The organism is Microbacterium invictum (assembly GCF_014197265.1).
Taxonomy (GTDB): Bacteria; Actinomycetota; Actinomycetes; order Actinomycetales; family Microbacteriaceae; genus Microbacterium; species Microbacterium invictum.
Genome location: NZ_JACIFH010000001.1, coordinates 2,539,785 through 2,553,032, shown reverse-complemented (window position 1 = coordinate 2,553,032; position 13,248 = coordinate 2,539,785). Strand labels below are relative to the sequence as shown.

Here is a 13,248-nt window from a genome sequence, read left to right as displayed (position 1 = left end):
GGTTCGTCCATTCTCGGAGAGGGAGGGGGGAGCGACGGAATCGATCGTCACAGTGGGCAATGCGTCAGGGCGCCGGGGTATTCCCGGGGCGACGTGACGGGGTGCTGGATAGGATGGGGTGTAACCGTCCGATAAACGGGGGAGTAGCCCATGCCAGGCATTGTGATCGTCGGCGTCCAGTGGGGAGACGAGGGCAAGGGCAAAGCCACCGACCTCCTCGGTGAGCGCACCGACTGGGTCGTCAAGTTCAACGGCGGCAACAACGCGGGTCACACCGTCGTCATCGGCGACGAGAAGTACGCCCTGCACCTGCTGCCCAGCGGCATCCTGTCCCCCGGTGTCAACGCCGTGATCGGCAACGGCGTCGTCGTCGACCTCGAGGTGCTGTTCGCCGAGCTCGAGGCCCTTCATGCCCGCGGCGTGGACACCTCGCGGCTGCGCGTCAGCGCGAACGCACACATCATCACCCAGTACCACCGGACCCTCGACAAGGTCACCGAGCGATTCCTCGGCAAGCGCCAGATCGGCACCACCGGGCGCGGCATCGGCCCGGCCTACGCCGACAAGATCAACCGCGTCGGCATCCGCGTGCAGGATTTGTTCGACGAGAACATCCTGCGTCAGAAGGTCGAGGGCGCCCTCGACCAGAAGAACCACCTGCTCGTGAAGGTGTTCAACCGCCGGTCGATCACCGTCGACGAGATCGTCGAAGACCTGCTGTCGTACACCGAGCGGCTGCGGCCGATGGTGTCCGACACCGGGCTGCTGCTCAACGATGCCCTCGACGCCGGCGACGTCGTCGTGTTCGAAGGCGGGCAGGCGACCATGCTCGACGTCGACCACGGCACCTACCCGTTCGTGACCTCGTCGTCGGCGACCGCCGGCGGGGCGGCCACCGGATCGGGTGTCGGGCCGAACCGGCTCGACCGCATCGTCGGGATCGTCAAGGCCTACACGACCCGCGTCGGGTCGGGCCCCTTCCCGACCGAGCTGCACGACGAGCAGGGCGAGTGGCTGCGCTCGCGGGGCTTCGAATTCGGCACCACCACCGGCCGGCCGCGCCGGGTGGGCTGGTACGACGCGCCCATCACGCGCTACGCGACCCGCATCAACGGCATCACCGATCTGGTGCTGACCAAGCTCGACATCCTGACCGGACTCGACCAGATCCCGGTGTGCGTCGCGTACGACGTCGAAGGGCAGCGCTTCGACGAGGTGCCGGTCAACCAGACCGACTTCCACCACGCGACGCCGATCCTCGAGTACTTCCCCGGGTGGAAGCAGGACATCTCGGGTGCGCGTAGCTTCGACGACCTGCCCCCCGAGGCGCAGGACTACGTGCTCGCCCTCGAGCAGATGAGCGGAACCCGCATCTCGGTCATCGGCGTGGGCGCGTCCCGCGATGCGGTGGTCGTGCGCCACGATCTCGTGGACTGATGAGGTTCCTGCTCGGCGGGTACTCCGCCGACATGGGCGGCAGCGCTACGGGAGTCGGCATGCTGCACGCCGGGGCTGTCGAAGACGTTCTGGCCGGCGGCGCACTCGCATACACCGGTGACGCGGTGCGCGCGTCGTCGCCGTCGTGGATCGCCTGGCATCCCACCCTCGATGTGCTCTACGCCGCGCTCGAGGGCGACGGCACGGTGCAGGCCTACCGCCGGGCGAGCGAGACGCGCTTTGCGTCGCTCGGCGCTGCGGTCCCGGCCGGCGAGGGCGTCTGCCACGTCGCCGTCTCGCCGGACGGCGGCTCGCTGGTCGCCTCATGCTGGGGCGACGGCCGTGTCGTGCGGATGAGTGTGGATGCCGCGGGGCGGCCGGGCTCGCCCGTGATCGCGGCGGGGGTGGGTGACCCGTACGACGTGAGCCGGCCGCGGGTGCCGGGCGAGCTGCCCGGGGGTCGGGGTTCGACGGGCCGGCGCACCGGCGGCTCCGGTGCCGGTGGTCGTTCCGCCGGAGACGGCAGCCCCTCCGACGGCGCCGGGGATGACGACCATGATGGCGGTGCCGGAATCGACCTCGCCGATGCGGCGCGGGCGCTGCGCGAAGCCGCCGGCGATGAGTTCGCCCACCTCGTGCCGTCGTACGACGCCGTGGATGCGGAGTATTCGTGGGACGGGACGGGCGCGTCGGGCGTGATGCTGACCCGTGACTCCCGCGATGGATCACTGCGTCCTGTCGACGGACCGCGGCATCCCGGCACTCCGGGCTCCGGGGCCGGGGCCGCGGGTGACGGTGCGGCGACCGGTGATGCCTCGGCTGTCCTCGAGCGCGTGTCGCGGGCGCACCAGGCCCGGTTCCTGCCGGGCGGTGCCCTCGTGACGACTGACGTGGGCCTCGACCTCGTGCGGGTGTGGGCCACGGCAGGTGGCACGCTGCGCGAGCGCGGCCGGGTCGTGCTGCCGCGCGGTTCGGCGCCGCGGCACAGCCTCTGGCATCCGAGCGGGCATCTGTTCGTCGTGACCGAGGCCTCATGCGAGCTGTTCGTGCTGGCTCCCGATGCCGGGGGCACCTGGCGCATCGTCGCCGGCACCGCCCTGTCGCCCGGCTTCGCGGCCGATGACGCCGCCGCCGAGATCGCACTCTCACGCGACGGCCGGTACGTCTATGCCGGCATTCGCGGCACCGATGTGATCGCGACCGTGGCCGTGACCGGCTCGGGCGCCCAGCTGACCCCCGTCGCGCTGGTCGAGGCGGGCGTCAGCTGGCCGCGGCACCACTTCGTGGAGCGCGACACCCTGCTGGTCGCAGGCCAGCGGTCGGACGAGGTGGCATCCCTCGCTCTCGACGAGCGCACCGGAGTGCCCGGCCGCGTCCGCCACCGCACCGTCGCGCCGTCCCCGACCCGGATCCTGCCCGACCGCCGCTGACCCGGGCCGCCACCCCCGGTCAGATCTTGGCGTCCTGCTTGGGGATGAACACCTTCTTGATGATGATCAGGATCGACGCCGTCACCGGGATCGCCACCAGCGCCCCGAGCAGGCCCATGAGGGTGCCGCCGACCAGGGCACCGATGACCACGAGCGAACCGGGCACCGAGATCGCCTTGTTCATCACGCGCGGCGTGAGCACGTATGCCTCGACCTGCATGTAGACGAGGTACGCGATCGCGAAGATGAGCGCGCCCAACGGGCTGGCGAACAGCGCGAACAGGCTGCCGATGACCCAGAACAGCACGGTTCCCACGAGCGGGATGATCGTGATGCAGAACGCGATGACGGCCATCAGCAGCGGGAACGGCAGGTTGAGGATCGTGAACATCAGGAAGACGAAGACGGAGTTGCAGAACGCCAGCACGACCATGCCGCTGAGGTAGCCGCCCACCGAGCTGGTGATCTCCTCGGTCAGCTCCTCACCGAGCGGGCGGTTGCGCGCCGGCAGCATGCGGTACAGGGCATGCTTCATCTCAGGGAGCGTCGCCAGGAAGTACAGGCTCAGCACGATGATGATGATCAGGCCCGAGATGGTCGTGGCGATGCCGACGCCCACCTGCACGACGCCCCCGCCGATCGCGGCGATGTTCGCCGGGTTCGTGATGAACGCCTGGATCTCGGCCAGCAGCGCCGGTGCCTGTTCGCCGAACTGCTCGTTGATCCAGGCGTAGAACTCGGTGTCCTGGAAGTTCGCGATCGTCGACGGCAGGTCGCGGACGAACTGGGAGATCTGCTCGACGACGGTGGGGATCACCAGCCACAGCACCGCCACCATGACCAGCGCGAACACGAGATAGACGATCACGATGCCCCACGTGCGCGAGACGCCGTGCTTCTCCATCCGCATCACGACGGGGTTGAGGCCCAGGGCGGCGAACAGTGCGAACGCGATGTAGATCCAGATCGTGATGAGATCGGTGATCGCCAAGCCGAGCGCGAATGCCGCGAGGCCGCCCAGCACCAGGAAGAACCCGAGCACGAACGGGCGGTTGAGGTTGGCCCAGAACGTGCGACCGGCTCCCTCGTCGACGGCCACGGTGGTGTCGGGTGCTTCGAAGGATGTCGTCGTCGCGAGCGGTTTGGGCTTCCCGGCACGGCGCGGGCGGCGCGACGAGCGAGCGGAACCGGGTTCACCGTCAGTCATGGTCACACTCTAGGGCGATGGTGCTCGCGCCACGGGGATATCACCCGGAGCGGGTAGCCTCGTGCGGGGAGGAAGAAATGAGCGAGGACACCGAGGCCGCGACCGCACGCCTGCACACCCTGCGTGCGAGCATCGACAACATCGACGCCGCTCTCATCTTCATGCTCGCCGAGCGGTTCCGCTGCACGAAGGAAGTGGGCGTTCTCAAGGCGGAGCACGGGATGCCGGCATCCGACCCCTCACGCGAGGTTCAGCAGGTCGCGCGCTTGCACCGCCTCGCCTCCGAGGCGGACCTCGACCCTGAGTTCGCCGAGAAGTGGTTCAAGTTCGTCGTCGCCGAGGTGATTCGTCACCACACCGCTGCCGCTGAGGGGCGCTGACGCTCTAGCCTGCTCGTATGGGCGATAACCTCACGATCGGCACGCTTCTCGACTCGCACGACCCGGCATACCTGCGTGCCGGAAAGATGAACCGGCATACCTTCTGGGTGGGTCAGAGCGGTTCGGGCAAGACGTACGCGCTCGGAGTGCTGCTCGAGCAGATCCTGCTGCAGACGGCGCTGTCGGTGGTCGTGCTCGACCCCAACTCCGACTTCGTCCATCTCGGCAGCACTCTGCCCGGCATCGACCCCGGTGCCGCCGGCGAGCTCGCCGGCCGCGACATCCGCGTCTTCGGCGCGCGAGGATCGGCCGCCCTCCAGGCACGCTACCTGAGCATGCCGGTGCGCTCGCGCGCCGCCGTCATCGACGTCGACCCGCTGCACGACGCCGATGAGTACAACGCGATGATCCGCTTCGAGGAACGAGCCCACCTCGTAGGTCAGGGTCACCTCGTCGACTTCCTGCGGGGGACCGAAGAGCCCACCCTCCATCGGCTTGCCCTCCGGCTCGAGAATCTCGGCGTCGCCGACTGGGACCTGTGGTCGTGGGGCGGGCGCAGCATCACCGAGGACATCGACGAGAATCCGGATGCCACCGTCCTCGACCTCGGCGGCTTCCCGACGCAGGCGGAGTCGCGCACGGCCGCCCTCGCCGTGCTCGACCACCTGTGGGAGCATCGCGAGCAGCGCATCCCGCGCCTGATCGTGATCGATGAGGCGCACAACCTGTGCAACCCCGACCCGGCGACGGCCGTCGAGGCCCTGCTGACCGAGCGGATCGTGCAGATCGCCGCCGAGGGTCGCAAGTACGGGCTCTGGCTGCTGCTGTCGACGCAGCGGCCCTCGAAGGTGCACCCCAACGCCCTGTCGCAGTGCGACAACCTCGCCCTCATGCGGATGAGCTCGTCGCGTGACCTGACCGAGCTGGGCGAGGTCTTCGGCTTCGCGCCCGACGACCTCGTCGACCGGTCGCCGTCGTTCGCGCAGGGCCAGGCGCTGTTCGCCGGAGGCTTCATCGACCGGCCGAGTCTCGTGCAGATGGGTGCGCGCCTCACCCGCGAGGGCGGAAGCGACGTGAAGGTGCCGTTGCGCTGAGACTTCTGGAGATGACGGATGCCGTGGCCACGAGGCCACGGCATCCCTCATCTCGATCGGGTGCTCAGGGGACGGTGCGTCGCAGGGTCAGGTACGACGAGCCGGCCAGCACCACGAACAGCAGCAGCCCCCACAGTGCCATCCCGAGTGCGCCGGTGGTGGCGAGCCACAGGCCCACCTCGGCCCACGCGTTGAGCTGCCCGACCAGCCACAGCAGACCGACCAGCACCAGCGCGATCGCGAGGATCACGGTGGTGAGGGCGGCCGTGCCCCAGCGCTTGTAGATCGTCGCCCCCCAGAACCCGACGACGAAGAACAGCAGGGCGAGGGCGAAGAAGAACACGCCCGCGGCGAAGGGCCCGGCATCCCAGATCCAGGGGATGTAGAAGAAGTACCCGTCCATTCCCCACCCGTTTGTCGCCTGCTCCACGAGCCCACCGACCACGAACACGATGACGAGGATCAGCGCGGTGAGCCCGGCGGTGAGCAGCGTCCCGAGGAAGAACTCGCGCCGGGTGACGCTCATCGCCTGCGAGAAGGGGAAGGTGAGGGTCAGTGCCTGGGCGCCGACGACGGCGAAGTACCACAGCGGTGCCTGGGCGCCGCCGCCGTACATCGCACTGTCGACGCCGGCGCTGGAGATGATGCCGTAGATGGCGAGCGTGATGATCAGCGAGCCCACCAGGACGATGACCGGCACCCACAGGTAGGTCTGGCGGTTCACCAGCTGCATGCGGACGACGTTCCAGGTGCGATTCATGAGAGGGCTCCTTCCTCGTGGGTCACGGCGTTCTGCGTCGTGCGGACGATCAGCTGCTGCAGGGAGACGGGCGTGACGTCGAGGCCCACGGCGGTCAGCTCTGCGCGGTCGGCGTCGGTGAGCCGGCCCAGCACGGTGACGCTCGAGACGCGGCCGAGGCTCTCGCGGTGGATGACCTCGCGGCCGGCGACGAACGCGTCGACCGCTGTCGTCTCGCCCACGATGTTGGCGGCGCGGCCGCGGACGTCATCGGTGTTCTCGTCCATGATGATGCGGCCCTTGTCGATCACGATCACGTGTTCGAGCAGGTTGGACACCTCGTCGATCAGGTGGCTGGACAGGATGATCGTGCGCGGGTGCTCGGTGTAGTCGTCGAGCAGCCGGTCGTAGAAGATCTGCCGTGCGACGGCGTCGAGGCCGAGGTACGGCTCGTCGAAGAAGGTGATCTCGGCCCGCGCGGCGAGCCCGATGATGACGCCGACCGCGCTGAGCTGGCCGCGGGAGAGCTTCTTGATCGTCTTGGTCATCGGCAGCTGGAAGTCGTCGATCAGCTGGTCGGCGAAGTCCTGATCCCAGTGCGGGTAGAACAGTCGCGCGATTCTGAACGCGTGCGACGGCTTCGCGTCGTCGGGATACTTCTGGCTCTCGCGGACGAAGCACATGCGGCTGAGCACCTTGGCGTTCTCATACGGGTGCTCGCCGAAGACGCGCACCTCGCCGTGGGTGGCGAAGTTCTGCGCCGTGAGGATCGACATGACCGTCGTCTTGCCGGCGCCGTTGCGCCCCAGCAGACCGTAGATCGTGTTCTCCTCAAAGGTGAGGGCGATGTCGTCGACCGCGAGCGTGTCGCGGTAGCGCTTGGTGAGGCCGGTGACCTCGATCACGGTGGTCATCGTTCAGGTCCTTCCGTCGGAGTCGTCAGGGCGGCGCGCTCGGTGAGGAGGCGGCCGAGTTCTTCGGGGCCGAGCCCGATGGTGCGGGCTTCGGCCAGGAGCGGGTCGAGGTAGCGCTCGGCGAATGCGGCCCGGCGCTCGCCGAGCAGCAGCTCGCGGGCTCCCGAGGCCACGAACATGCCGATCCCGCGGCGCTTGTACAGCACGCCCTTGTCGGTGAGCATCGAGATCCCCTTCGCGGCGGTCGCCGGGTTGATGCGGTGGAAGGACGCGAGCTCGTTCGTCGACGGCGCCTGCGCCTCTTCGGCGAGACTCCCGTCCACGATCGAGTCTTCGATGCTCTCCGCGATCTGCAGGAAGAGCGCCCGCCCCTCATCGATCATCCCTGCTCCGCTTCCTTGGTTACTTACTTGACTAACTAACCATGCAACGCGGATGCCGCGGTTGTCAACCCTGGATCTCACGGAGCGGTCTGTCCGATTGTCGACAGTGAGTTTGCGTTCTTGTCGACAGTCGACGTACGGTGGAATGTCGGGCATTGCGCCCGCTACGACCAGTCCGCGGTCGTTCGAGGGGGTCTCTGGGGATCTGTTGCGAACGGGCGTACGGTTGGCGGTTTGGGTGACGGACCCGATGTGCGTCACCGGAGTAGGGCGCCGTTGTGTCTCGTATGTGACACGTGAGGCACCGTGCCGATGATCGCGACCCGGGCATAACCGAGCGGCCTGCGCGCGCGGCTGCCGAGGTGAAGCACGTGACTTCTTCCGCACCCGCCGTCGAGGCGAGGAATCTGTACAAAGTCTTCGGTCGCAACCCGAAAGACGCCGTCCGCCGGCTGAAGGCCGGCCAGACCCGCACCCAGGTGGCCGATGTCGGCACCGCCGCGGTGATCGACGCGTCGTTCTCGGTGCAACCCGGCGAGATCTTCGTGATCATGGGGCTGTCCGGCTCGGGCAAGTCCACCTTGATCCGCATGCTCAACGGGTTGCACGACGTGACCAGCGGCACCGTCACGATGCTCGGCGACCAGATCACCGACGTACCGGCCGCGCGGCTGCGCGAGGTGCGCCGCGACCGCGTCTCGATGGTGTTCCAGCACTTCGCCCTGCTGCCGCACCGCACCGTGGCCGACAATGTGGCCTACCCGCTCGAGTTGCGCGGCACCGGCAAGACTGAGCGGCTCGCGAAGGCCGAAGAGATCCTGGCGCTCGTGGGCCTGGGCGGCTGGGGCGACAAGCTGCCCTCCGAGCTGTCGGGCGGCATGCAGCAGCGCGTCGGCATCGCCCGGGCGCTCGCCGCCGACACCGAGGTCCTGCTCATGGACGAGGCGTTCAGCGCCCTCGACCCGCTCATCCGCCGCGAGATGCAGGAGCAGCTGCTCGAACTGCAGCAGAAGCTCAAGAAGACCATCGTCTTCATCACCCACGACCTCAACGAGGCCATGTTCCTCGGCGACCGCATCGCGGTCATGCGTGACGGTCGCATCGTGCAGATCGGCACGCCGGAAGACATCCTCACCGACCCGGCCAACGACTACGTCGAGCAGTTCGTGCAAGACGTCGATCGTGCCCGCGTACTCACCGCCGGCAACGTCATGGAGCGACCGCGGCCGGTCGTGCTCGACACGGCGGGCCCCCCGCGCCGCGTTGCACGAGATGCGCGACAACTACACGTCGGCGGTCTACGTCGTCGACCGCAACCGCACGCTGCTGGGCACCGTCAGCGACCGCGACGCGCTCAAGCTCGTCCGCCGCGGCGAGAAGTCGCTGACCTCGATGCTGCGGCCCGTGTCGCAGAGCGTCGACGAGTCCGAGATCCTGTTGAATCTGTTCGTGCCGTCGGTCGAGTCGTCGGTGCCGCTGGCGGTGACGGATGCCGAGGACCGCCTCGTCGGGGTCATTCCGCGCGTCACGCTGCTCGCCGCGCTCGGCCCCGGGCCGAACTCGACCGATGAGCTCACCATCCCGCTGCGGCCCATGCCGCAGGCCGAGATCGATGCGGCACTCGCGGCGGCCGATGCCGGCGAAGCCGGTGCCGTCAAGACGGAGGAGGTGCGCTGATGGACGATTTCCGCATTCACATCGGCGACTGGGTCGAGACCGGTGTCGACTGGATCCGCGACAACATGAAGTGGCTGACCGACTTCATCTCGGACGTCGTCGGCTTCCTCACCGAGGGTCTCGCCGATCTGCTGCTGGCCCCGCCGGCTCTGCTGATGATCGTGCTGTTCGCCGCCATCGCGTGGCTCGTCCGCTCCTGGCAGCTGGCCGTCGGCACCGTCGTGATGTTCCTGCTCATCCTGGGCATCGACCAGTGGGACACGTCGATGCAGACCCTCGCACTGGTGCTGATCGCGGCATTGGTCACCGTCGCGATCTCGGTGCCGCTGGGCATCTGGGCCGCCCGCAACGACAGGGTCAGCACGATCCTGCGGCCGGTGCTCGACTTCATGCAGACGATGCCCTCGCTCGTCTACCTGATCCCGGCCATGGTGTTCTTCGGTCTCGGGTTCGTGCCCGGTGTGGTCGCGACCGTGATCTTCGCCCTGCCGCCCGGCGTGCGCCTGACCGAGTTGGGCATCCGCGGCGTCGACAGCGAGACCGTCGAAGCCGGCTACGCCTTCGGCGCCCAGCCGCGGCAGATCCTCACCGGCATCCAGTTGCCGCTGGCGATGCCGACGATCATGGCCGGCGTCAACCAGGTCATCATGCTCGCCCTGTCGATGTCGGTCATCGCCGGCATGGCCGGTGCCCCCGGCCTCGGCAAGGAAGTGGTCTCGGCGCTGCAGACCATCGACATCGCCAAGGGCGTCGAGGCCGGCCTCGGCGTCGTATTCATCGCCGTGTACCTCGACCGGGTCACCGCAGCGCTGGGCAACCCCGGCGACTACAAGTCGTCGCTGCTCGGTGCGCTGAACCGGCGGCGCGACGCACAGCGGCGCGCCGAAGCGGCCACGAAGGTCCGGGTCCCGGCATCCGTCGAGACCCGCTAGAGACTCATCCCTCCCAAGAAAACAGCACATACGGAACGTGTGAAGACATACATGAAGAAAGAAGGAAACAGCATGAACAAGAGGCACCTCACTGCACTTCCCGCGCTCGGCCTGGCCGGCGCGCTCGTGCTCACCGGCTGCGCCGGCGGCACCGACGACGCCGACGGTGGTGACAACGCCGCCGAAGAGATGGGCACCATCACGATGGGCTTCCTGCCGGCGTGGACCGACGGCCTGAGCACCGCGTACCTGCTCGAAGACCAGCTCGGCAAGCTCGGCTACGACATCGAGATGGAAGAGGTCGTCGACGCCGGGCCGCTGTACACCGCGCTCGCCTCGGGCGACGTCGACATGTACCCGTCGGCGTGGTCCGAAGTGACCCACGCCGAGTACATGGAAGAGTACGGCGACGACATCGAAGACCTCGGCGCCTACTACGACGGCGCCGTGCTCACCATCGCGGTGCCCGAGTACGTGACCGACATCAACTCGCTCGAAGACCTGGCTGCCAACGCCGACATGTTCGGTGGCCAGATCATCGGCATCGAGCCGGGCGCGGGCCTCACTGCGGCGACGCAGGACAGCATGATCCCGGCGTACGGGCTCGATGACTACGAGCTGGTCACCTCGTCGACGGCCGGCATGCTCACGGCGCTCGACACCGCCGTGGCTGCCGAAGAGCCCATCGTCGTCACGCTGTGGCGTCCGTTCTGGGCCTACGCCGAGTGGCCGATGAAGGACCTCGAAGACCCGCAGGGCGCGATGGGCGACGCCGAGTCGCTGCACTTCCTGGGCACGACCGGCTTCGCCGAGGAGTTCCCCGAGGCGGCCGAGTACATCGGCAAGATCAAGCTGGACGACGACCAGTACGGTGCGCTCGAGGGTCTCGTGACCTCCGACGAGTGGGAGGGCGACCCCGAGGGCGCCGTCGACGCCTGGCTCGAAGAGTACGGCGACCAGGTCGACTGGCTCATCACCGAGTAATTCGACTCCGGTACGACGAGGGCCGCTCCGCATCGCGCGGGGCGGCTCTTTTCGTCAGGGGGACGGATGCCGGGAGGTTCAGACGTTGGTGCCCGAGGGTCAGGCGGTCCTGCGGCGGGGTCCTGCCCGAGCGTCAGGCGGTTTCCGGCGGCGGGGTCCGGCGCGGCTCGAGCTGCAGGGCGACCTTCTTCTCGAGGATCTCCACCGCGTCATCCGACAGGGCGATCAGCCCGTCCAGCTCGTCGCGCACACGCTTGTAGGCGACGTGGCGCTCGGCAGGGGTCGCCGCCTGGTCGACCGCGACGGTCATCAGCTGCTTCGCGGTGTCGAGGCGCTTGCGCTCGGCGGCCGTGAACGTTGAGTCGCGGATGCGCCGGGCATCGCGCTCGGCGAGGTCGAACGCCACCTCGTAGTCGGTGACCGACGCCCGGTATTCGGCGAGGTCGGTGGCGTTGATCTTGACGCTCGTCGATGACGGGCGCAGATTGTCGGCGACCTTCTTCGCGCGCAGGAATCCCGCGGTCAGCGGCTGCCGCCCGTCGCTCATGGCCGGGAACGCGATGAGCTTGGCGACATCGAGTTCGTAGTCGAGCCAGCGCGCGGTCGTGTCGTCGTGCTTCTTGAACAGCTGTTCGAGCTGGGTGGGCACCGCCTGTGGGCGCGTTATCGCCTTGGGTTCAGACGCCCTGGCTACCGGATTGTGGCGGGCGGCGGCCTTGGCAGAGGTGAGCTCGGCCTTGGCGTGGATGACCTCGAGGCGCCGCTTGTGGCGCGTCTTGGCGGCGCGCTCCCAGCTGCGGCCGACGGCGGCGACGCCGGCGCCCAACGGGAACACCAGCCACCAGAAGTTGCCGGCGAACTGCCAGAAGTCATTCACGGTGCAATGTTAGCCGTCTGACCCCGTGCCCTCGGGGCGTCGCACCCGGCCCTGGGTGCGCGACGGGATCGGCCAAGTCTTCGGCGCGGGGCGTGGTCCGGCGGGCGCCTGAGGTTCGGGGTCGGGTCGCTCGGGTTGCCGTGTCACTGGGGGCTCGGCAGGCGTCGTCGGGGCGGGTTCCCCGGGCCGCGGTGCCGCTGCGGCGTCGGCGGGTGGCGCTGCGGGTTGGGCAGGTGGCGTCGGGGCGGGTGTGCGCCGTTCGGGCTGCGGTGCCGCTGCGGCGGGAGGTGTCGGCTGGGGTTTCTGCCAGGGGCGGGCGGATGCCGGGGGCGCAGCGCTGCCGGCATCCCCCCTCTGATGGGAGGATGCAGCCTGACGCGCGACCTCGGCGGCGCGCGCCAGGGCATCGGCGCCCTTGCTGATGGCGTTCTGCGCGAACTCGGTCCACTGCAGGGTCGGAGCCGGCGGTGTCGGGTGCGGCTCGGCGTCGGGCGGGATCGAACCGCTCGAGCGTGCGAGCTGCCACGCACGCTCCTCGGCGGCGTTGAACGACTGCTCGAGCCCGCGCACGGCGTCGCGGTACGCGGCGAAGTCCGTCGTCGTCATGCGGGCCCGGGCGGATGCCGGACGGAGATCATGCGCGGTGGCGCTCGCCGTCAGGAAGTCGGCGGTCAGCGGCTGGCGGGCATCGCTCATGGCCGGGAAGGCGATGAGCTTCGCGGGGTCGGTCTCGTAGTCCAGCCACCGGGCGATGACCGTGTCGTGGCTCGCCATGAGGCGGCCCACCGGCAGCGTCGAAGGGTCGGAGGTCGTCGTGGTCGGCAACACCGCGCGGGCCGCGCTCACCTGCGCACGATAGGACCGCACCCCGGCGCCGGCCGCGCGATATTCACGCTCGGCGCGCTGCAGTTCGCGGCGCGCGGCCGCCACATCGGCGCTGCTCGCACGCCCCGCCGCGCGCTCTGCCTGGCTGCGGGCAAGCTCCGCGCGGGCGACCTTGACCGTGACACGCGCCTTCGTGCCCTCGGCGCGCGCGGCGCGCAGATCGCTGCGGGCGGCTTCATACTCGAGTCGCCGCGCGTTTTCGGCACGCTGGTGACGCACGCCTATCCAGCCGACCGCACCCGCACCGACCGCGGTCGGTGCGATCCACCAGAACTCGGCCAGCGCCGCGAGGAACACGGGGTCCACGCG

Annotated in this window: 12 protein-coding genes and 1 pseudogene; 7 read left to right on the top strand and 6 right to left on the bottom strand. The window is 68.9% G+C overall.

Annotated elements, in window-relative coordinates; genetic code table 11:
- Positions 1–150: 150 nt before the first annotated feature.
- Positions 151–1,437, top strand: coding sequence for an adenylosuccinate synthase (locus BKA10_RS11860; RefSeq protein WP_183500079.1), 1,287 nt, complete (start codon positions 151–153; stop codon positions 1,435–1,437).
- Positions 1,437–2,867 carry a lactonase family protein gene (locus tag BKA10_RS16730; protein ID WP_241740166.1) on the top strand — a complete coding sequence of 477 codons (1,431 nt, stop codon included), beginning with the start codon at positions 1,437–1,439 and terminating at the stop codon, positions 2,865–2,867. Before BKA10_RS11860 ends, BKA10_RS16730 begins: the two co-directional genes overlap by 1 nt.
- A gap of 19 nt (positions 2,868–2,886) precedes the next feature.
- Here the strand turns inward: BKA10_RS16730 and BKA10_RS11845 are convergent, their stop codons facing one another.
- Positions 2,887–4,074 carry an AI-2E family transporter gene (locus BKA10_RS11845; protein ID WP_183500078.1) on the bottom strand — a complete coding sequence of 396 codons (1,188 nt, stop codon included), beginning with the start codon at positions 4,072–4,074 and terminating at the stop codon, positions 2,887–2,889.
- A 77-nt stretch (positions 4,075–4,151) separates the two neighbouring features.
- Here BKA10_RS11845 and BKA10_RS11840 point away from each other — a divergent pair, with 77 nt between their 5' ends.
- Together BKA10_RS11840 and BKA10_RS11835 are read left to right on the top strand one after the other, a co-directional pair.
- Entirely contained in the window at positions 4,152–4,454 is a 303-nt protein-coding gene (locus BKA10_RS11840) for a chorismate mutase (protein ID WP_183500077.1), read from the top strand.
- A 17-nt stretch (positions 4,455–4,471) separates the two neighbouring features.
- On the top strand, positions 4,472–5,548 hold the full coding sequence (locus BKA10_RS11835; protein WP_183500076.1) for an ATP-binding protein: 1,077 nt from the start codon (positions 4,472–4,474) through the stop codon (positions 5,546–5,548).
- Positions 5,549–5,612: 64 nt separating this feature from the next.
- Here the strand turns inward: BKA10_RS11835 and BKA10_RS11830 are convergent, their stop codons facing one another.
- Genes BKA10_RS11830 through BKA10_RS11820 form a run of 3 tightly spaced genes read right to left on the bottom strand, consistent with a single transcriptional unit; the run spans position 5,613 to position 7,584 of the window.
- Complete coding sequence (locus BKA10_RS11830; RefSeq protein WP_183500075.1) at positions 5,613–6,308, bottom strand: hypothetical protein; 696 nt, start codon at positions 6,306–6,308, stop codon at positions 5,613–5,615.
- Positions 6,305–7,201 (bottom strand): ABC transporter ATP-binding protein, encoded by an 897-nt coding sequence (locus BKA10_RS11825; RefSeq protein ID WP_183500074.1) that lies wholly within the window; start codon positions 7,199–7,201, stop codon positions 6,305–6,307. The genes BKA10_RS11830 and BKA10_RS11825 overlap by 4 nt, the downstream gene beginning before the upstream one ends.
- Entirely contained in the window at positions 7,198–7,584 is a 387-nt protein-coding gene (locus BKA10_RS11820) for a GntR family transcriptional regulator (protein WP_183500073.1), read from the bottom strand. Before BKA10_RS11820 ends, BKA10_RS11825 begins: the two co-directional genes overlap by 4 nt.
- Positions 7,585–7,955: 371 nt before the next feature.
- On the opposite strand from BKA10_RS11820, the pseudogene BKA10_RS11815 reads away from it, so the two are divergent.
- The 3 genes and pseudogenes from BKA10_RS11815 (at position 7,956) to BKA10_RS11805 (ending at position 11,177) form a co-directional block, all read left to right on the top strand.
- Positions 7,956–9,261 (top strand): annotated as a pseudogene (locus tag BKA10_RS11815) (quaternary amine ABC transporter ATP-binding protein).
- On the top strand, positions 9,261–10,193 hold the full coding sequence (locus BKA10_RS11810; protein WP_183500072.1) for an ABC transporter permease: 933 nt from the start codon (positions 9,261–9,263) through the stop codon (positions 10,191–10,193). Before BKA10_RS11815 ends, BKA10_RS11810 begins: the two are co-directional and overlap by 1 nt.
- Before the next feature lie 72 nt (positions 10,194–10,265).
- The gene (locus BKA10_RS11805) at positions 10,266–11,177 is read left to right on the top strand and encodes a glycine betaine ABC transporter substrate-binding protein (protein WP_183500071.1); all 912 of its coding nucleotides are present in this window, start codon (positions 10,266–10,268) and stop codon (positions 11,175–11,177) included.
- A 133-nt stretch (positions 11,178–11,310) separates the two neighbouring features.
- Here BKA10_RS11805 and BKA10_RS11800 read toward each other — a convergent pair whose 3' ends face one another.
- Together BKA10_RS11800 and BKA10_RS11795 are read right to left on the bottom strand one after the other, a co-directional pair.
- Positions 11,311–12,054, bottom strand: coding sequence for a hypothetical protein (locus tag BKA10_RS11800; protein ID WP_183500070.1), 744 nt, complete (start codon positions 12,052–12,054; stop codon positions 11,311–11,313).
- A gap of 9 nt (positions 12,055–12,063) precedes the next feature.
- Positions 12,064–13,245 (bottom strand): efflux RND transporter periplasmic adaptor subunit, encoded by a 1,182-nt coding sequence (locus BKA10_RS11795; RefSeq protein WP_183500069.1) that lies wholly within the window; start codon positions 13,243–13,245, stop codon positions 12,064–12,066.
- Positions 13,246–13,248: the final 3 nt, after the last annotated feature.